The 22,993-nt window shown below is 71.1% G+C and carries 25 protein-coding genes; 10 read left to right on the top strand and 15 right to left on the bottom strand.

The window, feature by feature from the left end; genetic code table 11:
* Positions 1 to 220 precede the first annotated feature (220 nt).
* The 3 genes from ACSHV8_RS05850 (at position 221) to ACSHV8_RS05840 (ending at position 2,831) form a co-directional block, all read left to right on the top strand.
* Positions 221 to 892, top strand: coding sequence for a response regulator (locus ACSHV8_RS05850; protein WP_436530136.1), 672 nt, complete (start codon positions 221 to 223; stop codon positions 890 to 892).
* A gap of 434 nt (positions 893 to 1,326) precedes the next feature.
* The gene (locus ACSHV8_RS05845; protein ID WP_436530134.1) at positions 1,327 to 1,854 is read left to right on the top strand and encodes a hypothetical protein; all 528 of its coding nucleotides are present in this window, start codon (positions 1,327 to 1,329) and stop codon (positions 1,852 to 1,854) included.
* A gap of 101 nt (positions 1,855 to 1,955) precedes the next feature.
* Entirely contained in the window at positions 1,956 to 2,831 is an 876-nt protein-coding gene (locus ACSHV8_RS05840; RefSeq protein ID WP_436530132.1) for a DUF4097 family beta strand repeat-containing protein, read from the top strand.
* Positions 2,832 to 3,171: 340 nt separating this feature from the next.
* Here the strand turns inward: ACSHV8_RS05840 and ACSHV8_RS05835 are convergent, their stop codons facing one another.
* Positions 3,172 to 3,804 carry an HAD family hydrolase gene (locus ACSHV8_RS05835; protein ID WP_436530130.1) on the bottom strand — a complete coding sequence of 211 codons (633 nt, stop codon included), beginning with the start codon at positions 3,802 to 3,804 and terminating at the stop codon, positions 3,172 to 3,174.
* A 96-nt stretch (positions 3,805 to 3,900) separates the two neighbouring features.
* A complete protein-coding gene (locus tag ACSHV8_RS05830) occupies positions 3,901 to 4,596 on the bottom strand; it encodes a neutral zinc metallopeptidase (protein ID WP_436530128.1) in 696 nt (231 codons plus the stop codon).
* A 224-nt stretch (positions 4,597 to 4,820) separates the two neighbouring features.
* Between ACSHV8_RS05830 and ACSHV8_RS05825 the strand changes: the two genes are divergently transcribed.
* Both ACSHV8_RS05825 and ACSHV8_RS05820 read left to right on the top strand, forming a co-directional pair.
* Positions 4,821 to 5,588, top strand: coding sequence for an ABC transporter ATP-binding protein (locus ACSHV8_RS05825; RefSeq protein ID WP_436530126.1), 768 nt, complete (start codon positions 4,821 to 4,823; stop codon positions 5,586 to 5,588).
* Entirely contained in the window at positions 5,588 to 8,122 is a 2,535-nt protein-coding gene (locus ACSHV8_RS05820) for an ABC transporter permease (protein WP_436530124.1), read from the top strand. Before ACSHV8_RS05825 ends, ACSHV8_RS05820 begins: the two co-directional genes overlap by 1 nt.
* A 215-nt stretch (positions 8,123 to 8,337) precedes the next feature.
* Here the strand turns inward: ACSHV8_RS05820 and ACSHV8_RS05815 are convergent, their stop codons facing one another.
* From ACSHV8_RS05815 to ACSHV8_RS05805, 3 genes are read right to left on the bottom strand one after another with little or no spacing between them, the layout of a single operon-like run.
* Positions 8,338 to 8,781: an SRPBCC family protein gene (locus ACSHV8_RS05815; RefSeq protein ID WP_436530122.1), complete on the bottom strand. Its 444-nt coding sequence runs from the start codon at positions 8,779 to 8,781 to the stop codon at positions 8,338 to 8,340.
* The gene (locus ACSHV8_RS05810) at positions 8,778 to 9,107 is read right to left on the bottom strand and encodes an ArsR/SmtB family transcription factor (protein ID WP_436530121.1); all 330 of its coding nucleotides are present in this window, start codon (positions 9,105 to 9,107) and stop codon (positions 8,778 to 8,780) included. The genes ACSHV8_RS05815 and ACSHV8_RS05810 overlap by 4 nt, the downstream gene beginning before the upstream one ends.
* Positions 9,108 to 9,165: 58 nt before the next feature.
* Positions 9,166 to 9,720, bottom strand: coding sequence for a hypothetical protein (locus ACSHV8_RS05805; protein WP_436530120.1), 555 nt, complete (start codon positions 9,718 to 9,720; stop codon positions 9,166 to 9,168).
* A 115-nt stretch (positions 9,721 to 9,835) separates the two neighbouring features.
* Between ACSHV8_RS05805 and ACSHV8_RS05800 the strand changes: the two genes are divergently transcribed.
* Entirely contained in the window at positions 9,836 to 10,705 is an 870-nt protein-coding gene (locus ACSHV8_RS05800) for a PAC2 family protein (RefSeq protein ID WP_436530118.1), read from the top strand.
* A 3-nt stretch (positions 10,706 to 10,708) separates the two neighbouring features.
* Here the strand turns inward: ACSHV8_RS05800 and ACSHV8_RS05795 are convergent, their stop codons facing one another.
* From ACSHV8_RS05795 to ACSHV8_RS05780, 4 genes are all read right to left on the bottom strand, one after another.
* Positions 10,709 to 10,909 (bottom strand): DUF397 domain-containing protein, encoded by a 201-nt coding sequence (locus ACSHV8_RS05795; protein ID WP_436530116.1) that lies wholly within the window; start codon positions 10,907 to 10,909, stop codon positions 10,709 to 10,711.
* A gap of 74 nt (positions 10,910 to 10,983) precedes the next feature.
* Positions 10,984 to 11,178 carry a DUF397 domain-containing protein gene (locus ACSHV8_RS05790; RefSeq protein WP_436530114.1) on the bottom strand — a complete coding sequence of 65 codons (195 nt, stop codon included), beginning with the start codon at positions 11,176 to 11,178 and terminating at the stop codon, positions 10,984 to 10,986.
* A 73-nt stretch (positions 11,179 to 11,251) separates the two neighbouring features.
* On the bottom strand, positions 11,252 to 12,136 hold the full coding sequence (locus ACSHV8_RS05785; RefSeq protein ID WP_436530113.1) for a helix-turn-helix domain-containing protein: 885 nt from the start codon (positions 12,134 to 12,136) through the stop codon (positions 11,252 to 11,254).
* Between the two features lie 203 nt (positions 12,137 to 12,339).
* Positions 12,340 to 12,753 carry a DUF6232 family protein gene (locus ACSHV8_RS05780; protein ID WP_436530111.1) on the bottom strand — a complete coding sequence of 138 codons (414 nt, stop codon included), beginning with the start codon at positions 12,751 to 12,753 and terminating at the stop codon, positions 12,340 to 12,342.
* A 400-nt stretch (positions 12,754 to 13,153) separates the two neighbouring features.
* On the opposite strand from ACSHV8_RS05780, the gene ACSHV8_RS05775 reads away from it, so the two are divergent.
* Positions 13,154 to 13,945: a GntR family transcriptional regulator gene (locus ACSHV8_RS05775; RefSeq protein ID WP_436530109.1), complete on the top strand. Its 792-nt coding sequence runs from the start codon at positions 13,154 to 13,156 to the stop codon at positions 13,943 to 13,945.
* A 252-nt stretch (positions 13,946 to 14,197) separates the two neighbouring features.
* Here the strand turns inward: ACSHV8_RS05775 and ACSHV8_RS05770 are convergent, their stop codons facing one another.
* A complete protein-coding gene (locus ACSHV8_RS05770; RefSeq protein ID WP_436530107.1) occupies positions 14,198 to 15,595 on the bottom strand; it encodes an alpha/beta fold hydrolase in 1,398 nt (465 codons plus the stop codon).
* A gap of 112 nt (positions 15,596 to 15,707) precedes the next feature.
* On the opposite strand from ACSHV8_RS05770, the gene ACSHV8_RS05765 reads away from it, so the two are divergent.
* Together ACSHV8_RS05765 and ACSHV8_RS05760 are read left to right on the top strand one after the other, a co-directional pair.
* A complete protein-coding gene (locus ACSHV8_RS05765; RefSeq protein ID WP_436530105.1) occupies positions 15,708 to 16,865 on the top strand; it encodes a sensor histidine kinase in 1,158 nt (385 codons plus the stop codon).
* Positions 16,862 to 17,614: a response regulator gene (locus ACSHV8_RS05760; RefSeq protein WP_436530104.1), complete on the top strand. Its 753-nt coding sequence runs from the start codon at positions 16,862 to 16,864 to the stop codon at positions 17,612 to 17,614. Before ACSHV8_RS05765 ends, ACSHV8_RS05760 begins: the two co-directional genes overlap by 4 nt.
* A 132-nt stretch (positions 17,615 to 17,746) precedes the next feature.
* Here the strand turns inward: ACSHV8_RS05760 and ACSHV8_RS05755 are convergent, their stop codons facing one another.
* Positions 17,747 to 18,319, bottom strand: a complete 573-nt coding sequence (locus ACSHV8_RS05755) for a TetR family transcriptional regulator (RefSeq protein WP_436530102.1) — start codon at positions 18,317 to 18,319, stop codon at positions 17,747 to 17,749.
* A 49-nt stretch (positions 18,320 to 18,368) separates the two neighbouring features.
* Between ACSHV8_RS05755 and ACSHV8_RS05750 the strand changes: the two genes are divergently transcribed.
* Positions 18,369 to 18,875: a GNAT family N-acetyltransferase gene (locus ACSHV8_RS05750; RefSeq protein ID WP_436530100.1), complete on the top strand. Its 507-nt coding sequence runs from the start codon at positions 18,369 to 18,371 to the stop codon at positions 18,873 to 18,875.
* Positions 18,876 to 19,089: 214 nt separating this feature from the next.
* On the opposite strand, the gene ACSHV8_RS05745 is transcribed toward ACSHV8_RS05750, so the two are convergent.
* The 4 genes from ACSHV8_RS05745 to ACSHV8_RS05730 all read right to left on the bottom strand — a co-directional run bounded on the left by ACSHV8_RS05745 (position 19,090) and on the right by ACSHV8_RS05730 (position 22,923).
* On the bottom strand, positions 19,090 to 19,449 hold the full coding sequence (locus ACSHV8_RS05745; RefSeq protein ID WP_436530098.1) for a hypothetical protein: 360 nt from the start codon (positions 19,447 to 19,449) through the stop codon (positions 19,090 to 19,092).
* 332 nt (positions 19,450 to 19,781) lie between these two features.
* Positions 19,782 to 21,020 (bottom strand): cysteine--1-D-myo-inosityl 2-amino-2-deoxy-alpha-D-glucopyranoside ligase, encoded by a 1,239-nt coding sequence (gene mshC, locus ACSHV8_RS05740; protein ID WP_436530097.1) that lies wholly within the window; start codon positions 21,018 to 21,020, stop codon positions 19,782 to 19,784.
* 500 nt (positions 21,021 to 21,520) lie between these two features.
* Positions 21,521 to 22,336 carry an SCO1664 family protein gene (locus ACSHV8_RS05735; protein ID WP_436530095.1) on the bottom strand — a complete coding sequence of 272 codons (816 nt, stop codon included), beginning with the start codon at positions 22,334 to 22,336 and terminating at the stop codon, positions 21,521 to 21,523.
* Positions 22,333 to 22,923, bottom strand: coding sequence for a DUF3090 domain-containing protein (locus tag ACSHV8_RS05730; RefSeq protein WP_436530093.1), 591 nt, complete (start codon positions 22,921 to 22,923; stop codon positions 22,333 to 22,335). The genes ACSHV8_RS05735 and ACSHV8_RS05730 overlap by 4 nt, the downstream gene beginning before the upstream one ends.
* Positions 22,924 to 22,993: the final 70 nt, after the last annotated feature.

The following is a 22,993-nucleotide window of genomic DNA, read 5'->3' as shown; positions in this document are numbered from 1 at the left end:
CCCCGGCTGTCTCCGCACACGCCTGGCCCGACATCCCGGCGCCCTCGGCCCCGGCCAGCTCACCCGGCCCTCGCCGGGCCGGCGCTGCGCTTGCCCGGCCCGACAGCCCGGCGCTCCCTCGGCCCAGCCCTCTCGGCACCCGCCGGCCAATGGCCCGCCCCCTGCGCCCGGCCACGCGTCAGGTGTGCGCACCGCAATCCGCGGGTGAGGGCCGGGTGCGATGAGGCCGGTGCGGTTGTTGATCGCGGACGCGTCGGCGCTGCAGCGGGCCGGGCTGCGAGCGGTCCTGTCCGAGAACGCCGGCGCCGACCTGATCATCGCCGGCGAGACCGGGGACGGCGGCGAGGCCGTCGAGCTGGCCCGCCGCCTGCTCCCGGACGTCCTGATCGCCGACGCGACCCTGCCCCGCATGGACGGCGCCGCGGTCGCCCGGGCGATCACCACCGCGCGCCTACCGGTCCGGGTGCTGATCATGACGGCCCAGGACAGCGACGACGAACTGATCGAGATGATCGGCGCGGGCGCCACCGGATACCTGTGCAAGGACACCCCGCAGGACGAACTGATCGCCACGATCCGCGCGGTCGCGGCCGGCGGCGCGGTGATCACCCCGCAGGCCCTGGCCCGGGCACTCCCCCGCTTCGTGGCGGCGGCCTCCGCCCCGGTCACCGGAGTCACCGCCGACCTGAGCGCCCTGACCGGCCGCGAACGCGAAGTCCTGATCCACGTCGCCCGGGGCCACACCAACGCCGAGATCGCCGAAGCGCTACAGGTCAGCGACACCACGGTGAAAACCCACGTCGGTCACATGCTGGCCAAACTCCGCCTGCGCGACCGCACCCAGGCGGTGGTCCTGGCCTACGAGACCGGCCTGGTCAAACCCGGCGACTGACCCGGCAACCACCGACCCGACCCGGCCCGGCCGAACTACGCCCCTGCCGCCGGCCCGACACAGCCGGCGGGCAGCAATACGCGGGCGGCAGGCAAGCGGCGGCAGGCGGCCGAGCAACAGGCATGCGGCCGCGCTGTCGCGGCCGAGCAGCAGGTTGGCGGCGGTCAAGCGACAAGCTGGCGGCGGCAGGCAGGCGGCCAGGCGGCGGCGGGCGGCTGAGTCGGTGGCAGGTGGGTGAGTAGGGCCCCACCCTCCCGAGGGGGCAGACCGCCTCAAGGACATTCTCGCGGGAAAACGGAAGATCATGTCGGGCCCTGTGGACAGGCCGGCAGTGTGGAAAAGCCCCAGCGATCCGAAAGCGGACAAACATCAGGTCAACCCACTGGCGTCAGATTGGCCTTGCGCGACGTCACTAATGACGTCATAGTGATGGCATGGACCTGACGCCGTATCTCGAAGGGCTGCGAGCGGACCTGGCGTCCGCGGCAGCCCCCGGCGGGCCGGAGATCATCCGGGCCGCGGAGTTGCTCAGCAACTCCCTCGAACCGTCCGCGCGGCTGGCGCTGCTGGAGGCGCTCTCCGACGCCGCCGCGGAGATCACTACCGGGCTGAGTGACGCGACCGTCGAAGTCCGGCTTCGCGGGCGGGAAGCCGATCTTGTGGTCACGCAGTTCGCCTCGCCCGAGCCGGTCACGGCCGCCCTGCCGCCTCCGGCGGTCGACGGCGGGGATCTGGCCCGGCTCACGCTCCGCATGCCGGAGGCGCTCAAGACGCATGTCGAGCAGACCGCCGCGGCCGAGGGGATCTCGGTCAACGCCTGGCTGGTCCGGGCGGTGATGGTCGCGGTCAGCGGCCGGTCCGGGATGCCCATGCCGCCGCCTCCGCCTCCGCCGCCGCTCCCGCCCCTGCCCGGCAGTGCTGGCCGACCCGGGAAGCGGGTCACCGGCTACTTCCAGGCCTGACCCGACCAACCCTGAGGCGAACGCGATCGCCGCCTGGACAAAAGGCTCGAAAAGGCCAGAACTCTGAAGGCCGCGACGGCCTCGAATCACACGGAGGAATCATGATGTACGAGTTCGAACGCACCGACCCGGTCACCCTCTCGCTGCGCGCCATCTCCGGCACCGTGGAGATCGACGCCGGCCCCCACGAGACGATTCAGGTGCAGGTGACGCCGCTGCACGACAACCCGGCCGCACAGCAGACGGCCGACGGCACCCGGGTCGTCCTGGACGGTGACACCCTGGTCGTGGCCGTGCCGAACCCGGAGCGCTGGCTCTGGCGTCGTAACCCGGCGGTGCGGATCACCGTCCGGATTCCGGAGGGCAGCACGCTGAGCGGCGAGAGCGCGGCCGCCGGGGTGCGGGCCGGCGGGCTGTACCGGGATGTTCACCTCAAGCTCTCCTCGGCCGACGCCCACATCGGTGACGTGCTCGGGAATCTGCACCTGAGTTCGGCCAGCGGGGATCTGTCGACCGGCCGGGTGGCCGGCTCGGCGTACCTGAAGAGTGCCTCCGGCAAGATCCGCGCCGGTGACGTCAGTGGTGACGTCACGGCCAGCACGGCCAGCGGTGGGATCAGCATCGGTTCGGTCGGCGGTTCGCTGGAGGCCGGCAGCGCCAGCGGTGACCTCGCGGTCGGTTCGCTGTCGCAGGGCAAGGCACGATTCCGTACGGCGTCCGGCCACGTCACGGTCGGCGTGGCGGCCGGCACCGGCGTCTGGCTGGATCTGAACACGGCCAGCGGCCGCAGCGTCACCGATCTGACGTCCCACGGTGACAGTGCCCCGGTCACGGCGACGTTGGAGGTCCGGGTTCGCACGGCCAGCGGCGACATCCGCGTCCACCGGGCGGCCGGCCCGACCGTCGTGGCTCCGGGAGAGCCGGGCCCGTCCACGAACATGACCGATTCTGACCTCAGCGGCCCGGCCGCCGCCTGATGTCCGGTGTCACGGTGGCCCGCCGGCTCCTGCCGGCCCTGGCCCGTCCACTTCTCCCACCACGCACCCGGCAGCGGGGCAAGTCCGGGCCGAGGCCACCACGCACCCCGCAGCGGGGCGAGCCCGGGCCGAGGCCACCGCCCACCCAGCCGCGGGGCGAGCCCCGGCCGAGGCCACCGCCCACCCAGCCGCGGGGCGAGCCCCGGCCGAGGCCACCACGCACCCAGCCGCGGGGCGAGCTCCGGCCGGGGCCACCGCCGCCCGAGTCCGCGGCCGCCGGGCGCGACGAGGAGGGCCGTCCACGGAACGCCGCTGAACGCCGTACCGAATAAGCCGTCGCCTAACGCAAAGCGCCCAGGAACGCCAGGTCGACCCCGACCAGCGACGATCGCACAAGGATCCCGTCCTGCGACGGCAACGCCACGTCGGCCGGCACCGCGAGCACCCGCGCCCCGGCCGCGACCGCGCTGGCCACCCCACTGGGCGAGTCCTCGATGGCCACGCATTCGCCGATCGGCACCCCGAGCAGCCCGGCCGCGGTCAGGTAGGGCTCCGGGTCCGGTTTGGGCCGCCCGACCTCGTCCCCGCACACGAGCACGTCGAAGTTCTCCGCGCCGAGGGTTTTCAGTGCCACCTCGGCCAGCCGCCGCGCGGTGGAGGTGACCAGTGCCGTGGGCACCCCGGCGGCGCGCACCGCGAGCAGCAGTTCCTGAGCGCCGGGACGCCAGGCGAGCCCGTCCGCGAACAGGTCGGCGACCCGTTCGGTGATCCAGGCGACGTCGGGTTCCGAGGGCCGGTCGGGCTGGGCCATGTCCTCCCGGAAGATGGCCATGCTGACCGGCATGCTCGTGCCGACCATGGCCAGCCGGGCGTCGGCCGACAGCCGGCCTCCGGCGCGGACCGCGAGGTCCTCCAGCGCGACCCCCCACAACTTCTCGCTGTCGACCAGGGTGCCGTCCATGTCGAAGAGCACCGCGGCCGGTCGTGTCGCGCTCAGCAGAATCTCCCCAGGTCAGTGCGGCAAAACCCCATTGTCCGGCGACCGCACGGCCGGAGCCGACCGAATGTCTCAGAGGTCACAGGCCTGGAGGGAGTCCTGGTATCCGTTGGCGAACGCGTTGATCCGCTGGTCCGCGGTCCCGTGCGCCCCTTCGGCGAACCACGGCTGACCGGGGTCGTCGCCGACCGACTCCAGGCCCCGGGCCAGCTCGTCGGTGTCGCCCTTGTCCAGGCTGAGGTCCCGGGAGCGCGCCGAGTCGCCGATGAAGGCGCCGGCCATGCAGTCGGCCTGCAGTTCCTGCTGGATCGTGAATTCCTTCTGGATGCCGAGCCGGGCCTGGATGCCGTGGGCGTATTCGTGGCCGAGCAGGTAGTAGATGAAGGCGTCACCGATCTGCTGGAAGACCCCGAAGGCCCAATTCACGTCGTACGCGATGAAGTCTCCCGCCGAGCAGTAGGCGGCGTTGTTGCGCGGCAGCCCGTCCCGCCCGCATTTCACCTCGCCGTCCCGCTCGTACGGAAACACCTCGCTGACCGGCTGGAACCGTTTGCCCTGCTGGTCGAAGACCTTCTGCCAGTACCGCTCGGCGACGGTCTGGGCCGATTTTATGTCGGCGGCGAACTCTTCCGGGGTGTCGGTGCCCTCGGGGCCCGACGACGAGTCGGTCACGGCCGTCGTGGGGTCGGCCGGCTCGGCCGGGGGCGGCAGCGCACCGCAGCCGGCAATCAGCAACAGGGTCAGGACGGCGGCGAGTCGGGCACGCATGACGGTCCTCCTGAGGGGCCGGGAGTTCCACCGTAGACGGCGTCGGCGACCAACTCATTTCCCTCTATCACTCAGGGGCAACCCTGACGATCCCTAAGTGGCCTCCCCCAGCGAAATCTCAGCGTTCAGCTACTCCACAGGACGGACGCCGGACGCCGGTCCCGCCGACACACTGAGCTGGCCTGCCGGAGCACCGGCAGACCATCTTCAGGGGGAGACGAACGGTGACTGCGACGAATGCCGGCGGGCCGGTAGCGGCGCGCGCGGACGAGATCTGGAAGGTCTACGGCACCGGCGAGGCGCGGGTGACCGCGCTGGCCGGGGTGACGGCCGAGTTCGGCCGGGGCCGGTTCACGGCGATCATGGGGCCGTCCGGCAGCGGCAAGTCGACGCTCATGCACTGCCTGGCCGGTCTGGACACGGTCGACAAGGGCACCGCGCACATCGGTGGCACCGAGATCAGCAAGCTCGGTGACAAGGCGCTGACCCGTCTGCGGCGGGACCGGATCGGTTTCATCTTCCAGCAGTTCAACCTGCTGCCGACGCTGAGCGCGGCCGAGAACATCCGTCTGCCGCTGGACATCGCCGGCCGCAAGGCGGACCCGCAGTGGTGGGACGTCGTGATCGACACGGTCGGTCTGCGAGATCGGCTCAGCCATCGCCCCAGCCAGCTCTCCGGCGGCCAGCAGCAGCGGGTCGCGTGTGCCCGCGCGCTGGTCGGCCGCCCCGACGTGATCTTCGCGGACGAGCCGACCGGCAACCTGGACTCGCGGTCGGGCGCCGAGGTGCTGGGTTTCCTGCGCTCGTCGGTGCGTGAGCACGGCCAGACCATCGTCATGGTGACCCACGACCCGGTCGCCGCCAGCTACGCCGACCGGGTGATCTTCCTGGCCGACGGCAGCATCGTCGACGAGCTGCACAACCCGACCGCCGAGACGGTGCTGGACACCATGAAGCGTCTCGACAAGCACGGCGATCCGGTGATGCTCTGATGTTGCGGGCCACGCTGAAGAGCCTGCTCGCGCGCAAGCTCCGGCTGATCCTTTCCGGTCTGGCGGTGGTGCTGGGCGTGATGTTCGTGTCCGGGTCCTTCGTGGTCACCGACACGCTCAACCGCACCTTCGACTCGATCTTCGCCGACGCGTTCGGGGCCACCGACGTCTCGGTCAGCGCCAAGCCGAAGATCGAGGTGTCCGAGATGGAGGGCGAGGAAGTGGCGACGCCGCTTCCCGCCTCGGCGGTTGACAAGATCAAGACAATTTCCGGCGTACGGGCGGCGACCGGCCGCATCGACGTCGACGGCGCCCGCGTGATCGGCAGCGACGGCAAGGTCCTCACCTCACAGGGCCCGCCGCGACTGGGCGAGAACTGGACCGGAACGGACAGCCTGATGGAGCTCCGGTCCGGCCGGGGCCCGTCCGCGGCCGGCGAGATCGCCGTGAACGCGAACACCGCCGAGCTGGCCGGTCTCAAGCTCGGCGACACGGTGAGCGTGCTCACCCTGGAGCCGAAGAAGCAGTTCACGCTGGTCGGCATCTGGGGCTACACCGGCGGCCGGGACAGCATCGGCGGCGTCCAGGAGGTCGCGTTCACCACCCCGGTGGCGCAGCAGCTGATGCTCGGCCAGGCCGACTCGTTCTCGTCGGTGACCGTCGAGGCCCCCGACGGGGTGACCCCGGCCGCGCTGCGCGACCGGGTGGCCGCCGCGCTCGGCGCCGACTACGAGGTCAAGACCGGTGAGCAGCTCGCCGAGGAGAGCGCCGACAGCATCCAGGCCGGGCTCGCCTTCTTCAACCAGATCCTGCTCGGCTTCGCCGGGGTGGCGCTGTTCGTCGGCATCTTCCTGATCCTCAACACGTTCTCGATCATCGTGGCCCAGCGGACCAAGGAACTGGCCCTGCTGCGCGCCATGGGTGCCAGCCGCCGCCAGGTGATCGGCTCGGTGCTGGTCGAGGCCGTGATGATCGGCCTGATCGCGGCCGTGCTGGGCCTGGCCGCGGGCGTCGGCGCGGGCGCCGGCCTGGCCGCGCTGTTCGGCAGCTTCGCCGACCTGACGCTCGCCTCGATCGGGGTTCCGCTCTCGGCCGTGATCAGCGCGTTCGTCGTCGGCCTGGTCGTCACCGTGGTCGCCGCGGTGCTGCCCGCGCTGCGCGCCTCCCGGATCGCCCCGGTCGCCGCGATGCAGGAGGTCAGCATCCCGGACCGGCCGCTCACCAAGCTCAGCGTGTTCGGCGGCGCGGTGCTGTCGGCCGGCGCGGCGATGCTCGGCACCGGCCTGTTCGCCGATCTGAGCGGCAACGCGACGCTGTGGCTGATCCTCGGCGGCGTGCTCGTCTCGTTCATCGGCGTCGCGCTGCTCACCCCGCTGATCAGCAAGCCGGTGATCAGCCTGCTCGGGCGGCTCTTCTCGTGGTCGCTGCCGGGCCGGCTGGGCCGGCTCAACTCGGGCCGCAACCCGCGGCGGACAGCGATCACCGCGGCCGCCCTGATGGTCGGCATCGCCCTGGTCACCGGCGTGACCGTGGTCATGGACTCGGCCAAGAGCAGCCTCAAGGCGCAGGTCGCGGAGACCATCAAGGCCCAGATCCTGATCAGTGGGGATCAGACCTCGTCGCGGCCGCCGACCTTCGACCCGGCGGTGATCGACAAGGCGACGGCCCTGCCGGGCGTGCGGGCCGCGGCCGGGCTGTGGAGCGACATGGTCATGATCGACGGCAAGACGGCGTACGTGACCGCGGCCAAGGACCTGAGCGTGCTCGCCGAGGCGTACGGGACGACCGCGGCACCGCTGACCGACAACCAGATCGCGGTCGACCAGGCGAAAGCCGACGAGCAGCACTGGACCGTCGGCCGGACGGTGACGATCCAGGGAGCGCGGGGCGACCCGCACACGTACACCGTGAGCCAGATCTTCGCCGAGAACGCGCTGCCCGGCAGCGTGGTCCTGCCGAACGCGGCGATCAAGGACTTCGGGGTCACCCAGCCGAGCTTCGGGTTCGTCCGGCTCGACGACGGTGTCGCCGTCTCCTCGGTGCTGCCGCAGGTCAAGCAGCTGGTCGCGGACAGCCCGGAGGTCACGGCGACCGACTCGGCGACGTTCGCCAACGATCAGGCCGCACAGTTCGACCAGGTGATCACGATGATCCAGATCCTGCTCGGGCTGGCCATCCTGATCGCGGTCCTGGGCGTGGTCAACACGCTCGCCCTGTCCGTCCTCGAACGCACCCGTGAGCTGGGGCTGCTGCGGGCCGTCGGGCTGGGCCGGGCGCAGACCATGCGCATGATCACGGTGGAGGCGGTGGTGATCTCGGTCTTCGGCGCGCTGCTCGGCGTCGTCGTCGGGGCCGGCATCGGTACGGCCGTGACCCGCGCCCTGAAGAACGACGGCATCACCGAGCTGATCCTGCCGTGGGGCCGGATGGGGACCTATCTGGCGCTGGCCGCCCTGGTCGGTGTCGTGGCGGCGGTCGTCCCGGCGATCCGCGCGGCGCGGCTGAACGTGCTGGGTGCGATCGCCCACGACTGACCCGTGGAACGAGATGGGCACCGGCCGCTCCTGGCCGGTGCCCATTCGGGTTTTCTCCCCGGGATTCAGCCCGGACGGTCGCTGGGCGGCCCGGTGGGGAGCGGAGGCCGCGTGATCGGACCAGGGCGTGGGCTGTGCTTCCGGGGCGTTGCTAGGACGTACTGCCGAATTGTTTGAGCGGGAGAGAACCGCATGGCCGGCGGCAGCGTCTTTACCTATGCGCCGAGGATTTTGTCGAGCTTGGTGAAGCTGGAGCCCCAGCCTTCGCGAGCGCCGGTCTCCATGTCGGCCGGGAAGGGGCTCTGTGTCAGGACCAGACGGGTGCGGCCGCCCTCCTCGTCGAACAGCTCGATGCGCATGACCAGCTTGTCGGCGCCGAAGGCGGGGATGTGGCTGACGTCCTCCTCGCCGACGAGCAGTTCGTTCTCGACGACCTCGACGAAGGTGGCGTTGACCGGAGACGCCATCGACGGGTCGTCGTCGTTGACCATGGTGAACACCTGCTTACCGCCGGGGCGCGCGTCGATCTCGATCGTGTCACGCGGCACCGACCAGCCGACCGGGCCGAACCACTGGGAGATCTGGTCGGGGTCGGTGAAGGCGCGGTAGACGAGGGCGCGGGGCGCGTCGAAGATGCGGGTGATGACGAGGTCGGTCATGGTTTGTCCTCCTGCAGGCGCTTGAGGTGGGCGTCGAGGCGTGCGAAGTTCTCGTCCCAGAACCGGCGGTACCGCTCCATCCACGCGGTGGCCTCGCGCAACGGCCCCGCCTCGAGGCGGCTGGAACGCCACTGCGCCGATCGGCTGCGTGAGATGAGGCCGGCGTTCTCCAGGACCTTGAGGTGACGGGAGATCGCCGGGAGGCTGATGTCGAACGGCTCGGCGAGCTCGGTCACGGTCGCCTCGCCCTCGGCGAGCCGGGCCAGGATGGCGCGGCGCGTGGGGTCGGCGAGGGCCGCGAAGATCACGCTGAGCCGGTCGGTCATTTAACCCTCCCGTTAATTAACGGAGCGGTTAAGACCGTAGCTTTCCGTGGCGCCGACGTCAAACCTTCGACGGAATCCTGCGGTGCAGTTCAGCCAGCAGGACGTCCGGCCCGGGCGACATCAGACCCACATCGACGACGTACGACAGCTCCTCGCCCCGGCGGCGCGTCCGCGGCGCGAAGCCCGGCCCGTCCAGGACCTGCGCGTAGTCGGCGCCGATCGGCGTCACGACGAGCTCGGTGAACGGCCCCCACCCGTGCAGGCCGACCGAGGCGATCCCCGACCAGGGCAGATGCACGGCCCGGCGACCGGTCGCGGCGAAGTCGATGCCGTGCACGGACGTGTGCAACCAGCCCAGCCGGCGGTAGAGCACGAGCAGGACGACCGCGGACGCGATCACCGGCACGATCATCGCCACCTCGGCGTAGACGACGATGTCGGCGGCGCCCGGCCGCGCCCCGAAAACCACCGAGAACAGCAGGTAGAGGGCGAGCATCGCGACCCAGGCGGCGGCGACGACCCACAGCACGGTCACGTAGAACATCGCGCGCGGCTGCATGAACAGGACGGTGTCGTCGGACGGCCCGAGCACCTGATCCACGTGGCTGGTCACGCAGAAAATTATGCTGGGTTATGCACTGGTTCATGGCGAAAACCGCTCACGACCTGGGGAGGGCCACGGCGCGGCCACCGAGTGCGCTTCCGGCCCCGCACGTAGGCTGTCTGTCATGACTGAGTTCGACGGCCTACCGCTGCTCCGCTCCCCCGTGGCCATCGCTGCCTTCGAGGGCTGGAACGATGCTGCGGACGCTTCCACCGCGGCCGTGGAACACCTCGAGCAGGTCTGGGAAGCCCGTGAGGTGACCAGCATCGACCCCGAGGACTTCTACGACTTCCAGGTGAGCCGCCCCACCATAACGATGGCCGAGGGCGAGACCCGCAAGATCGAGTGGCCGACCACCCGGTTCATGGTGGCCAGCCCGCCCGGCAGCGACCGGGACGTGGTGCTGATCCGCGGCATCGAGCCCAGCATGCGGTGGCGCACGTTCTGCGAGTCGGTCCTGGAGATCTGTCACAGCCTCGAGGTCAACCGGATCGTGCTGCTGGGCGCGCTGCTGGCCGACGTGCCGTACACGCGGCCCCTGCCGATCAGCGGCAGCGCCTCGGACACCACCATCGCCGAGAAGTACAACGTGGTCCCGACCCGCTACGACGGGCCGACCGGCATCGTCGGCGTCCTGCAGGAGGCGGGCAGCCGCGCCGAGCTGGACGTGCTGTCGTTCTGGGTGCACGTGCCGCACTACGCCAACAACCCGCCCTGTCCCAAGGCCACCCTCGCGCTGCTCAGCCGCATCGAGGACGTGCTCGACCTGCCGGTGCCCATGGCTGACCTGGCCGAGCAGGCCGACGAGTGGGAGAAGCGGGTGCGGGCCGCGGCCGAGCAGGACGCCGAGCTCGGCGAATACGTGCGGGAGCTGGAGGAGCGGGTCGGCGACGCCGGGATAACGCCGCTGACCGGGGATGAGATCGCCAGCGAGTTCGAGAAGTACCTGCGGCGGCGGGGCGGCTCGGCCGGTCCGACGGCCGGATCCTGGTAAGTCCTACAGGGAGAAGTCGCCGGCATCACGGATGCCGGCGACCAAAATCTGCCATTCACCACGCGTGGCGACGATGACGTCACCGGGACGCTCGGTGGTGCGGATCAGCACCTCGTCGCCGCGGAACGCGACCTCCAGGCAGGTGCTGGTGTCGCAGTAGCTGCTTCGCTGCCAAATCAGATCTCGATCGTCGAACTCGTTCATCTGTGGGCACCTCCCGAGCGATTAGCTACCCAGCGTACGGCCGCCAGTCCTCACTGTCACTCGCGCGACGGCGGTCACAGGTTACTGAAGCGCCCCTTCACGATGTCGTCCAAAAAAACATTCCAACCGCCACGATCGATCTGCAGATGGCGTTCCCCCGGTTGCGTGTTGTTACGAACCAGGATGTGCTCACCGGCCGACGCAGCCTCCAGACACGAGCTGGACTCGCAGAAGCTGCTCTTGTACCACCCCGTCGTGGTGTCGTTCATGATCGACTCACCCTCCAAAAGGGAGACGGCACGCAACGACGAGAGGCGCCCGAACGCCACCGCCGTGGCGCAATCAGGGTTTTCCGCGATCCACCTCGGACCGCAGCACCGCCGCTCGGGCGGTGATCAGCGACAAGCTGACATCTTCGTCGAGACTCTGACTCCACATGGCCTCGAAGTACTCACGGAAGCGGCGCACCTGCTTACCGTCGTCGGTGAGCTCGTCCGCGTCCCAGCTCTCCCGATAGAGAACCGCGTCGTCGTCATCGCTCTCGTCGAGCGGGTCCCGGCCCTCGTGCTCGTTCAGATCGATGATGAAGAACGGGCCGACCAGCGACAGGATCGCCCCCCGGTCCAGCGGCAGCACCCGCACCCGGATCGACGGGCGCCGGGCGTCGGCCGCCAGCGCCGCCAGCTGCTCGGCGGCGAGCGCCGTGCCGCCCACGTCCCGCAACAGCACCGACTCGTCGATGATCAGATAGAACTGCGGACCGTCCGAACGCTCGACGATCTCGGCCCGGCGCTGCCGGCGGACCTCGTGACGAACCTTCCGCGCCTCGGGCGAACCGCTCACGTTCCAGCCGTCGACGATGAACCCGGCGGTGCCCTCCGTCTGCATGACCGCCGGCACCACACCCGGCTGGAAGACCCGGATCTCGGCGGCCTCGGCCTCGAACGCCATCAGCTTCAGCACCGACGGCGTGAGATGCTCCCGGAACTCCGGCTTGGTCCACCACCGCTGCCGGCGGGAGATCCGGGCATCCTCGATCAGATCGTCGATCTCGTCGGCCGAGAACGACCCGTAGACGTCGAGCAGCGCGCGCAGGTCGGTGCCCGAGACCGTGACCTCACCGGCCTCGATGCGCTGCATCTTGGACAGGCTCCAGCCCAGCCGCTCGGCCACATCGCCCTGGCTGAGACCGGGATCGGTGGCCAGGCGAGCCTTGCGTAGCGCCACCCTGACCCGTCGGCGCGCGACGGCGGGTGACTCTCCCGGCCCGCTGGGCATGGCTTCCTGTCCCCGATCGATCCTGGCTGCACTCAACCTGGCTGCTCTGCATGCTGACTGCTATATAGCTGATAGCGGTGCGGCTGGCCGACTTGTCGCCGTCAGCCGCACGGACTCTACACCTCGGACGTGATCAGAAGTGCGCAACACCCTCAACCGTTGGCACGGTAGTCCAGGGCACGCATCAAACCTCGCACTATCTGATCGAACTCCACCCGGTCGTCGGTTTCCACCAGAATCACCAACTCCCCTCCGGCCAGCGCCAGCAGACGGAACGCCGACCGGGGACGCACCCGCAGACAGGCGCCGGCACACACCACCAGGGCGATCGCGACCACCCCGGCCAGCAGCAACGACGTCCGCCCGAGAACCGGCACGGCCCAGACGACGGTGAACACGGCCGAGACGCCGACCGCCCTGTACCTCGTCGTACCGGCGTCCCGCCCCTCCTCGACGGCCTGGATCCGGCTCAACTGCCGCAGCGCGAAGGCCTGCCTCTGACGGCTCGGCACCTCGATCATCCGATGGGTGATCAACGCGCGCGGCCCTCGATAGAAGACCGGCATGACACTCCCCTCCTCCCGGGGTTGACAGGAGGGAGGGGATGTGGCGAAAGATGACAGATGGCAAGGTCCTCCCCTCCCTGTGGGACGGAGGCCTAGGGCGGCACTCAGCTGGAACTGGGTGCCGCCTTTTCGTTTTGTCAGCCCCCATGACTCGCGTTTCTGACGCCAGTATGGGCCGAAAGGGACGTACACGCTAGACATCTATCTGCGGTACAGCTGATAGCCCTATTCACTCACGCCGGCCGGGAACGCCCGGACCTGCACGTCCCGGTCACGGCCGGGGCCGGCGGCCACTTGTTCGCAGGTCAACCGCCATGCGGCGGCAAGCCGGAAGACAACGGCGTGTCGATGCGTGAACGAGCACGGCGCGTGCGGCATCCTAGGAACCTATGGAGGTGCCATGACTATCAACCCGGGTGCGGCCGAGTTCCCGCATCGGCAGATCGCGGGGCAACTGCGGGAACGTGTCCGGCGTGGAGAGTGGCAGCCGGGGGAACGTCTGCCCTCCATCCCGGCCATCGCCGAGATGTTCGGGGTCGCGAAGCAGACCGTTCAGCGGGCCGTCGATCAACTCCGGGTCGAGGGCGTTCTGATCACCAAACCCGGATCCGGTACGTACGTGCGCGGCACCCGCCGTCGCCTGAACCGCCTGTCGCGGGGGCGGTACGGCGCGCATCGCGGCTACCACGCCGACCTGGCCGCCCGGTATCGCCAGCAGCTCGTCGGCGTGGGCCGGGAGGCGGCGCCACCTGAGGTGACCGACGCCTTCGGGGTCCGGGACGGCACCGAGATGCTGGTGCGGCGGCACATCGTGCGCACCGACGACGCGACCGTCGAGCTGGGCGCCTCCTGGTTCCGGGTGACCGACGCCAACGGCACCAGCCTGGAGCGGGCCGAGTCGTTCGGCCGGCCGCTGTACCAGGAGGCCGAGGAGGTGCTCGGCCGCCGCTACGCCAGCGCGACCGACACGATCACCGCCCGGCAGCCGAGCCGCGAGGAGGCGGAGATCCTGCAGATCCGGCCGGACACGCCCGTCCTGCATCTGCTGCACGTCGCCTTCGACGAGACCCGCAAGCCGATCGAGGTGGCCCAGGCGACCTGGCCCGGCCCGATGACGACGTTGACCGAGGAGTACAAGATCCCGGGGCCCGGCCCGGAGCCCGATCCCGATCCCGGGCTCGCCCTCGCCTGAGCCGCCGCGGCCCGGGCTTCTCCTCTCCCCGTCGCGGGTCGACCTCCGTCACTGTCCGATCCCCCGCCACGGGCCGTCCCCGCCGCAGGCCGGCCTCCACCACAGTCCGGCCCCATGACGGGCCGGCCCTCGCCACCGGCCGGCCCTCGCCACCGGCCGGCCCTCGCCACCGGCCGAAGCGGGCGGTCCGGCCGACCCCCGCCACCGGCCGACCCCCACCACCGGCCGATCCCTGCCACAGACTGGTCTCCATCACGGGCTGAGGAGATCGGTGAGCGCGGCGGTGAAACGGTCCGGCTCCTCGAACATCGCGCGGTGGCCTCCCCCCGGGATCGTCACCAGCTGTTTGGCGGGCGCCCGCAACCCCGCATACCACTCGGTGAACAGCACGCTCAGGCCGCGCATCTCGTTGCCGCCCTGGATGAAGTAGGCCGGCACCTTCAACTCGGTCACGTCCCGTCGCAGGTCGATGGCCTGCTCCCGGGGATACAAGGCGTCCCAGCTGTCCATGATCGCGTTCAGCGTGTGCGCCTTCTCCAGCAGTGTGTACTCCGATCCGGCGATCTCCAGCGGGGCGGACCGCTGGGCATACGCCTCGTTCTCGTGCAGCATGAACGTCTCGTAGGGCCAGAAACCCCGATACGGCGGCCGGCCCTGTCTCTCCAGCGTGCGCACCACATCCGCCTTCCCGGTGCGGCGGGCCCAGGCCAGGATGTCGTCGTAGAAGACCTGGTCACTGGCCTCGACGTCGACGGCCTGGCCGGTGCCGACATAAGCCGAATACTTCTCCGGATGCCGATATGCGGCCAGGGCGCCGAGCAGGGAGCCCCCGGAGTGCGCCAGCAGCACGATCCGGTCGCGCCGGAAGCGGGACCGCAGGTAGTCGGTGACCGCCAGGATGTCGGCCACGTTCTGCTCCGGTGTCATCGTGGACGTCGGATCGAGGGCCGCGTAGGACGCGCCGCCGCCTCGGCGGTCCAGTGTGGCCACGATGAAGTGGGACTCCAGGCCGGCGAGATGGGCGCGCATCGCGCCGGTCTCCGAGCCGCCGGGCGCGCCCGGGACGAAGAGCAGCACCGGCTCGGTCAGATCCCGGCCGCGGATCATCAGGCCCAGGCGATGGCCGCCGGTGTCGACGTGAGTCAGCTCGGCGACGCCGCCGGGGATCGCGTCGGTGCGGGCCGGGACGGCAACTGCGGCTGTGACCAGGGCGAGCACGGCTGTCCAGACGGCGGCCAGGACGCGGCCACGGCGGCGACGGAAACCGCACCCGTAGGCTGCCGCGAGCGCCATCGGGAGCAGCGCGAGCAGGCCGTGCACGCCGCGACCGGCGACCAGGGCGACGACGCCGAGCACGCTGGGGTGCGGCGGATCGACCGACGGGCCGGAGACGGTCATGCGGAAGATCTCCAGGCTCACGACGTACGCAATCGAGGTTGTCGGAATTGCCCAGCGGGAGCGCAGCAGGCGCCCGGCGGCGAAGCCGACGCCGGCGCTCATCGCGATGGACCAGAGCGCCTGCGTATTGGTCAGTGGGCCGCGTGGGGTCCAGAACGCGGCGGCGGCGCCCCAGGCCGCGGCGAGCAGGAGCACGGCGGCCAGGCGCAGACGGAAGTTCGGTGACGGGTGGGTCGGTGCGGGAATCGCCATGCCGCCGAGATTGGTCCATGAGGGAGGCCGGCCGCATCGGTCCGGAGAACCAGATTCGACCCCTACTTTGGAAGGGTGCGGCGGCGTCCGGCCGCGACCTAGGCTCGGCGGCATGCTTTTCCATCTGCTGGTGCCCGAGCCCGGCAGCCGCCGGGCCGCTGTCCGGGACCGGCTGGCCGACGCCATTGCGATCGTCCTCGCACTGCTCTACGGGACGACGATGATGCTGGTCGGCGACGCCACCCGCCCGGGCGCGGCGATCCCCTGGCCGGTCGATCTGGCGCTGGGCGGGGCCGGTGCCGCCGCGCTGCTGGTCCGCCGGCGACATCCGCTGGCCGTCCTGGTGGCGTTGCTGCCGTTCGGGGTGGTCTCGGTGGCCGCGACCGGGCCGATCCTGGTGGCGTTGTTCACCGCCGCGATCAGGCTGCGCTTCCCGCTGTTGCTGCTGCTCGGCACGGTCAACGTCGCGACCGGAGGCGTTTATTACCTGCTGCAGGACCGGCCGGCCTACGACGTGTGGGTCGACTTCGTGGTTCGGGGCGTGATCACCGCGGCCGCGCTGGGCTGGGGATCGTTCGTGCGGGCCTACAGACGATTGACCACCTCGCTGCGTGATCACGCGGCGCGGCTGGAGGCCGAGCAGCACCTGCGGGAGGACCAGGCGAGACTCGCCGAGCGGGCACGGATCGCCCGGGAGATGCACGACGTGCTGGCCCACCGGATGTCGCTGATCAGCCTGCACGCCGGGGCGCTGGAGGTGCGCGGCTCGCTGCCGCCGGAGGAGTTGTCGCTGGCCGCCGGCGCCATCCGGACGAGTGCGCACGAGGCGCTGGAGGAGTTGCGGTCGGTGGTCGGGGTGCCGCGGGGGCGCCCCGAGCCGCCCCAGCCCGGTCTCGCCGACGTGGGTGAGCTGGTCGCGAGCGTGCGGGCGGCCGGGATGAGCATCGGGTTCGACAGTGCGCTGCCGCCGGACGGGCCACCGGTGATGCTGGGCCGGACGGTGTATCGGATCGTGCAGGAGGGCCTGACCAACGCGCGGAAGCACGGTTCGGACGCGGCGGCCACGGTCCTTCTGGAGGGCGCCGCGGGCCACGGCGTGCGCATCACGATCAGTAACCCCTTCCGGGGTACGAGGGCGGGTGCCCCGCCCGGCAGCGGGCTCGGCCTGGTCGGCATCGGGGAGCGGGTCGGTATGGCCGGCGGGAGTTTCCGCTACGGGGCGGACGGCGGCGTCTTCCGGTTGGAGGCGGAGTTGCCGTGGCCGGCGTGAGTGCGAGCAACCCCGGCCCGGCCGGCAGCGATGCGGGCGGGGGCGTTGCCGAGCGGCTCGGGGCGGGCGGCGACCCGGCCGGGCCGGTCTCGGGGCGGCCCGTCCGGCTGGCCATCGTGGACGACGATGCGCTGGTGCGGGCGGGGTTGCGGATCCTGGTTGGCGGTTCGCCGGACATCGAGGTGGTGGCCGAGGCCGGGGACGGCGACGAGGCGGTCCGGGTCGCCGAGGCGCACTGGCCGGACGTGATGCTGATGGACATCCGGATGCCACGAGTGGACGGGCTGGCAGCCACGCGGCGGATCCGGGAGCGGGCGAGCGCGCCGCAGGTGATCGTGCTGACCACGTTCGACGCGGACGACTACGTGCTGGAGGCGCTGCGCGGCGGGGCCAGTGGCTACCTGCTCAAGGACACACCGCCGCTGGAGATCCTGGCGGCGGTGCGGACGGTCGCCTCGGGCAAGGCGATCCTCTCCCCCCGTGCGATCCGGCGGCTGATCGACCACGTCGCCGACCCGGCCGCGGGCACCCGCCGGGCGCGGGCGAAGACGCGGCTGGCCACTCTCACCGACCGGGAGACCGAAGTGGCGGTGCTGGTCGGCCGGGGGCATTCGAACGCGGAGATCGCCGCCGAGCTGACGATGAGCCTGCCGACGGCGAAGGGGCACGTCTCGCGGCTGCTGACCAAGATGGGCCTGAACAACCGGGTCCAGATCGCCCTGCTCGTCCACGACGCCGAGTTGTTGTGAGGGCCAGGGATTCCGATGATCATGTTCTGGGTGGGGGCTCGCCGTTCCCGTCAACCCCGCATCACAGCTCCGGTGGCGGCACTGCGGGCGGGTGCGGCGGCCCGTTGCGGTGCGATCGATGATCCCGGCGGGTCAGTCCTGGAGGTGCCGGCGTACGGCGGCGGTGGTTCGCGGCTCGTCGGCCGTGGCCAGGAGGTCGATCAGCGCGCCGCGGAGGACGGCGAGCAGGGCCGTGCGGCGGGCCAGACCGTCCGGGGTGTCGCGCTCGGACTCCGGCTGGGCCGCGGCCAGCACGTCGAGCCAGTCGGCGACCGTGCCGGCGGCGAAGTCGGACCACGGGCCCGCGGGGTCGACCAGCGAACGGGCGTAGGCCTCCAGCCACAGGATCAGCACCTGGCGATGGGCGGGATCGCTCAGCCAGGACCAGATGCGCTCGCCGGCGTCCGGCAGGCCGGCGGGCCGCGGCGTCCCCTCGCGCAGGTGGCGGAGCAGGGCCAGCTCCTCCTCCCGGGCGCGGGCCAGCAGAGCGCGGACCAGGCCGTCCTTGCTGCCGAAGAGGAACAGCAGGACCCGCGGGCTGGAGCCGATCTCGGCGGCGAGCGGGCGCAGCGACAGCTCGGTCAGGCCGTGGCGGCTCACGTAAGCGTAGGCGAGTTCGAGGAGTTCGGTCCGGCGGGCCGAGGGTGCTGCCGTGGTGTCGACCATCGGGTTAGTATCCGACTGAAACGAGTGTTTCAGTTACGGAGGCGGCGTGATGGAGGCGACGATTCGGCAACTCGGGCAGCCGGGAGACCTGGGCTGGGTGGTGCAGGCGCACGGCGAGATCTACGCCGAGGAGTACGGGTGGGACACCAGCTTCGAGGCGATGGTCGCGCGGATCGTCGCCGGCTACGCGGCCGGGCACGATCCGGAGCGGGAGGCGGGATGGATCGCGGAGGCTGACGGGCGGCGGGTCGGGTGCGTGCTCTGCGTGGCCGGGGACGAGCCGGGCACGGCGGTGCTGCGAGTCCTGCTGGTGCACCCGTCGGGACGCGGGCTGGGGCTGGGCCGGCGGCTGGTCGACACGTGCATCGGGTTCGCGGTGGACGCCGGGTATGAGCGGATGCGGTTGTGGACCACGAATCCACTGGTGGCGGCCCGGCAGCTGTACCTGCGGCGAGGGTTCGAGCTGGTGAAGGAGGAACCGCAACGGGCGTTCGGGGCGGACCTGGTCGGGCAGACGTATCTGCGGGAGTTCGCACCGGTCGGCGTCGAGGCCTGAGGCCCGGTCGGCGGGAGTCCGCGATGCCGGTTCCCGAGCCGGGCCTGAGCCACGTGCACGGGTGATCCGCCGGCGGATCGCTGGAGCGCCCCGCGCGCGAGCGTCGAGGTGCTGGAAAAGCTCAGACCCGAGGAGCCGGATGGCACCTCGGGCCTGTGGCTTGCTACCGCTCAGCCCGTCAGGGCCGGTGAGCGGTTACCGCGGGAACAGCCGTTCAGCAACCGCCGAAGAGGCCGCTGTTGCCGCCGGCGATTCCGTTCAGGTTGATCAGGCCGACCTGGGTGTTCTGCTGCGCGATGTTCGTGCTGCAGCCACCGAAGCCACCGTAGCCACCGACGTACCCCGGGTAGCCCCCGTAGCCGTAGCCGACCGGAACCGGCACCGGGTACCAGGTGTCGCCGGCGACCGCGGCACCGTGGCCGTAGCCGGAGGCGTGCCCGGTGGCGTGGACGGCCGCAGCACTGGCGTGCTTCTTGCAGTGGGTGCCGGCCGCAGCGGCCGGGCCGGCGGCGAGGGCGAGGCTCGCGCCGGTGGCCAGGAACAGGCCGGCAGCGTACATAGCCGGACGACGCATGTTGGTTCCTTTCGAACGTTTGGTTTGACCTCCGAAAGCATGTCGCGCCGACGCCCAAAATGCACGCATTTCCACCGAATAACACCGGAAGGCGCGTTATTTCGGCAAATTGCCTACAGGCCCGCTGACCAGGGGCTAGGGTTCCGAGCGGCGAGCTGTCTGCGCCTCGACGATTCCCCCCGGCCACCCGACAATCGGCCGCAAAGACCCCTAAAACCCACACCATTGCCGACGTACGGCGTGACGCCCGCTCGAAGCCGAATCCCCGATCGGAACAGCGAACGCCAGCAGGGCGGCCCCGAGACGGGACCGCCCTGCTGAGGAACTACAGGTCAGAGACGCACGCCGAGAAGGGCATCGACCGTCTGCGCCATCAGGGCCGGCGCGGCCTCGTCATCGCCGGCACCGGAGAGCGTCGCCTCGGCCCAGGCGTCCACGACCGCGAGAGCCGCGGGAGCGTCCAGATCACTGGTCAAGGCCTCCCGTACGGCATCGAGCAAGCCGGCACCGGATGGGCCGGACGGCGCGGCCGCAGCCTCACGCCAGCGGGCCAGGCGCTGCTCTCCGGCCTTGCGAACCTCGTCGGTCCACTCCCGGTCGGCCCGGTAGTGGCCGGACAGCAGACCCAGCCGGACCGCCATCGGGTCGATCCCGTCGGCGCGCAGGCGGGACACGAAGACCAGGTTGCCCTTGGACTTCGACATCTTCTCGCCCTGCAGACCGATCATGCCGGCGTGCACGTAGTGCCCCGCGAACGGCGCCGCGCCGGTCAGGACCTCGGCGTGAGCCGCCGAGCACTCGTGATGCGGGTAGAGCAGGTCGCTGCCGCCGCCCTGGACGTCGATCGTGTCGCCGAGCAGGTTCAGCGCGATGGTCGCGCACTCGATGTGCCAGCCGGGACGGCCCGGACCCAGGTCGCCGCCGTCCCACACCGGCTCGCCCTCCCGGGCGCCGCGCCACAGCAGCGGGTCGAGCGGGTCGCGCTTGCCCTCGCGGGTCGGGTCGCCGCCGCGCTCGGCGGAGAGCTCGGTCATCTCCGGGCGGGACAGGTTCGACTCGTAGCCCCAGTTCGGCGCGGCGGTGATGTCGAAGTAGACGTCGCCCGTCCCGTCCTCAAGACGGTAGGCGGCACCGCGGGCGACGAGCGTGGAGACGTGCTCGGCGATCGACGGGATCGACTCGACGGCACCCACGTAGTGCGCCGGCGGGATGATCCGCAGCGCCTCCATGTCCTCCCGGAACAGGGCCGTCTCGCGCATGGCCAGGACCACCCAGTCCTCACCGTCGCGCTCGGCGCGCTCCAGCAGCGGGTCGTCGATGTCGGTCACGTTCTGCACATAGCTCACCCCGTGGCCGGCGTCCCGCCACAGGCGGTTGACCAGGTCGAAGGCGATCATCGTGGCGGCGTGACCGAGATGGGTCGCGTCGTAGGGGGTGATGCCGCAGACATACATCGTCGCGGTCTCCCCCGCCGTGACCGGATGCACCGACCGGCGCGCCGAGTCGTAGAGCTTCAGCGTGGGGGCGTCCCCCGGCAGGGTCGGCACGTCATGCCCGGTCCAAGCGTCCATGCTCGGAGCCTATCCAGCACTTGTCACAGAGGCTCCGGGGCGTGACCTAAACCTCTGGTAACAGGCCGCGGAAAGACCGTCAGGCTGATCGCCGAGCGGCGAAAAAGCCTGCCCGGCGGGCTTGACTCGGCCCCTGGGGCAGACCTCAGGCTGATTCCACCGGCGGGGTGAAGCGGCCGAAAGAGGTAGGTGGAGGGGCGGGCGAGGCGGGCCGGAAGAGATAGCTGGAGGGGCGAGCGAGGCGGGCCGGAAGAGGTAGCTGGAGGGGCGAGCGAGGCGGGCCGGGAGTGCACACGGCCGAGGCGGGCCAGGAGGGCCGAGGGGCGCAGGAGAGCGCGGGCAGGCCGACGGGCCAGGGAAAGCGGGCCGGGGGAAAGCGGGCCGGGGGAAAGCGGGCCGGGGGAAAGCGGGCCGGGGGAAAGCGGGCCGGGAGGCCATTGAGGGCCCAAGGGGCCACCGAAACAAGCGTGGAGGGGCGAGGCCAGACGGCGGAGGAGGGGTCAGACAGGGGGCCAGGGAATGGCCGGCCAGTCGGTCGGGGGCTTGGGGAACCGGCCCGCCCGCAGCAACCGCTTCACCCGCAAGCCGACGTGCTGCACCTCGGAGATGGTCAGGTGCTCGTCCAAGGCCTCGCCCAACGCCCCGTCGAGGTCGGCCCGCAGGGCGCTGAGCACGTCGACCGCCTCGTCGGGCAAGGGCTTCCCGGTCCAGCCCCACAGGACGGTGCGGAGCTTGTTCTCCACGTGGAAGCTGACGCCGTGGTCCACCCCGTGGATCGAGCCGGTGGCGGGGTAGAGCACGTGGCCGCCCTTGCGGTCGGCGTTGTTGATGACGGCGTCGAAGACGGCCAGGCGGGCCAGGCGGGGGTCGTCGGCGTGGGCCAGGGCGAAGGCGTCGCCGTCGTCGTCGCGGGCGGCGGCGACCGGGAACCAGCCCGGGGGGACGTCGTAGGCCGGGACGAAGCCGATCAGGGACTCGGCGGCCTCCGGCTCGTCGATCCACAGCTGGAGCGCACCCGGGCCGAGCGGGCCGTCCCGCAGGATCGTCGGGGGGACCAGGCCCCAGCCGGTGGCGCGGGACACCAGGTAGGCCGACACCTCGCGGCCGGCGAGCGTGCCGTCCGGGAAGTCCCACAGGGGGCGCTCGCCGCGGACCGGCTTGTAGACGCAGCGGCGGGTCACGCCGTTGAGGCTGATCTCGGCGCGCAGCGTCGTGTTCGAGGCGTCGACCAGGCGGCCCTCGATCTCGATCTGGCCGCAGCCGAGCAGCTCCAGGGCGTCGGCCTCGGCGAGCACCTCGGTCGGCTCGGCCGTCACCGGTGGTAACCGTTGTGCCGGGGACAGAGGTGGCCGCCGGGGTCGAGCGGCTGGCCGCAGAGCGGGCACGGCGGGCGGCCGGCGGCCACCACGCGACGGGCCCGGTCGATGAATGCCCTGGTCGCCTCCGGGGTCAGGCGGACCCGGAGGCGGTCGAGGTCGTCGTCCGGCTCCTCGTCGTCGTCCTCGGTCTCGTCCTCGTCCTCGGCGAGCGGGTCGCCGGAGATCTCGACCTCGGCCTCGCCGGCCTCGATCGCCTCGATGACGACCGTGGCGGTGTCGACGTCGAAGGCCAGCCCCAGCGTGCCGACCCGGAACTCCTCGTCGACGGGGGTGTCGAGCGGCTCGTTGTCGTGCACGGGCAGCAGGGGGACTTCCGGCAGCGTGACACCGAACCGTTTGTTCGCCTCCAGGAGGAGCTCTTCGAGCTTCTCGGCGAGCAACGACACCTGGACCTTCTCCAGGGCAACGCTGACCACCCGGCCGCCGCCGCGCGCCTGGAGGAAGAACGTCCGGTCCCCGGGCTCGCCCACCGTCCCGGCGACGAACCGCTCGGGCGGCTCGAAGGCATGCACTTGGTGGGTCATGGAGCCAACACTATCCACCCACAGCCGTCATCGCGCGGCCCGACGACCCCGGTTCGCCCTGGGCGCAACT

This window comes from Actinoplanes sp. HUAS TT8 (assembly GCF_051380535.1).
In the GTDB taxonomy this organism is placed as follows: Bacteria; Actinomycetota; Actinomycetes; order Mycobacteriales; family Micromonosporaceae; genus Actinoplanes.
Note: the sequence above shows the minus strand (reverse complement) of the source record. Positions and strands in the feature narration are given on the sequence as shown.

Coding starts and splice junctions, on each gene's coding strand:
- ACSHV8_RS05730 (WP_436530093.1), bottom strand. CDS start 22,923: ATGACCCACCAAGTGCATGCCTTCGAGCCGCCCGAGCGGTTCGTCGCC.
- ACSHV8_RS05755 (WP_436530102.1), bottom strand. CDS start 18,319: ATGGTCGACACCACGGCAGCACCCTCGGCCCGCCGGACCGAACTCCTC.
- mshC (WP_436530097.1), bottom strand. CDS start 21,020: ATGGACGCTTGGACCGGGCATGACGTGCCGACCCTGCCGGGGGACGCC.
- ACSHV8_RS05815 (WP_436530122.1), bottom strand. CDS start 8,781: ATGACCGACCTCGTCATCACCCGCATCTTCGACGCGCCCCGCGCCCTC.
- ACSHV8_RS05830 (WP_436530128.1), bottom strand. CDS start 4,596: ATGCGTGCCCGACTCGCCGCCGTCCTGACCCTGTTGCTGATTGCCGGC.
- ACSHV8_RS05750 (WP_436530100.1), top strand. CDS start 18,369: ATGGAGGCGACGATTCGGCAACTCGGGCAGCCGGGAGACCTGGGCTGG.
- ACSHV8_RS05795 (WP_436530116.1), bottom strand. CDS start 10,909: ATGAACGAGTTCGACGATCGAGATCTGATTTGGCAGCGAAGCAGCTAC.
- ACSHV8_RS05810 (WP_436530121.1), bottom strand. CDS start 9,107: ATGACCGACCGGCTCAGCGTGATCTTCGCGGCCCTCGCCGACCCCACG.
- ACSHV8_RS05765 (WP_436530105.1), top strand. CDS start 15,708: ATGCTTTTCCATCTGCTGGTGCCCGAGCCCGGCAGCCGCCGGGCCGCT.
- ACSHV8_RS05800 (WP_436530118.1), top strand. CDS start 9,836: ATGACTGAGTTCGACGGCCTACCGCTGCTCCGCTCCCCCGTGGCCATC.
- ACSHV8_RS05820 (WP_436530124.1), top strand. CDS start 5,588: ATGTTGCGGGCCACGCTGAAGAGCCTGCTCGCGCGCAAGCTCCGGCTG.
- ACSHV8_RS05775 (WP_436530109.1), top strand. CDS start 13,154: ATGACTATCAACCCGGGTGCGGCCGAGTTCCCGCATCGGCAGATCGCG.
- ACSHV8_RS05850 (WP_436530136.1), top strand. CDS start 221: ATGAGGCCGGTGCGGTTGTTGATCGCGGACGCGTCGGCGCTGCAGCGG.
- ACSHV8_RS05745 (WP_436530098.1), bottom strand. CDS start 19,449: ATGCGTCGTCCGGCTATGTACGCTGCCGGCCTGTTCCTGGCCACCGGC.
- ACSHV8_RS05840 (WP_436530132.1), top strand. CDS start 1,956: ATGATGTACGAGTTCGAACGCACCGACCCGGTCACCCTCTCGCTGCGC.
- ACSHV8_RS05770 (WP_436530107.1), bottom strand. CDS start 15,595: ATGGCGATTCCCGCACCGACCCACCCGTCACCGAACTTCCGTCTGCGC.
- ACSHV8_RS05845 (WP_436530134.1), top strand. CDS start 1,327: ATGGACCTGACGCCGTATCTCGAAGGGCTGCGAGCGGACCTGGCGTCC.
- ACSHV8_RS05790 (WP_436530114.1), bottom strand. CDS start 11,178: ATGAACGACACCACGACGGGGTGGTACAAGAGCAGCTTCTGCGAGTCC.
- ACSHV8_RS05780 (WP_436530111.1), bottom strand. CDS start 12,753: ATGCCGGTCTTCTATCGAGGGCCGCGCGCGTTGATCACCCATCGGATG.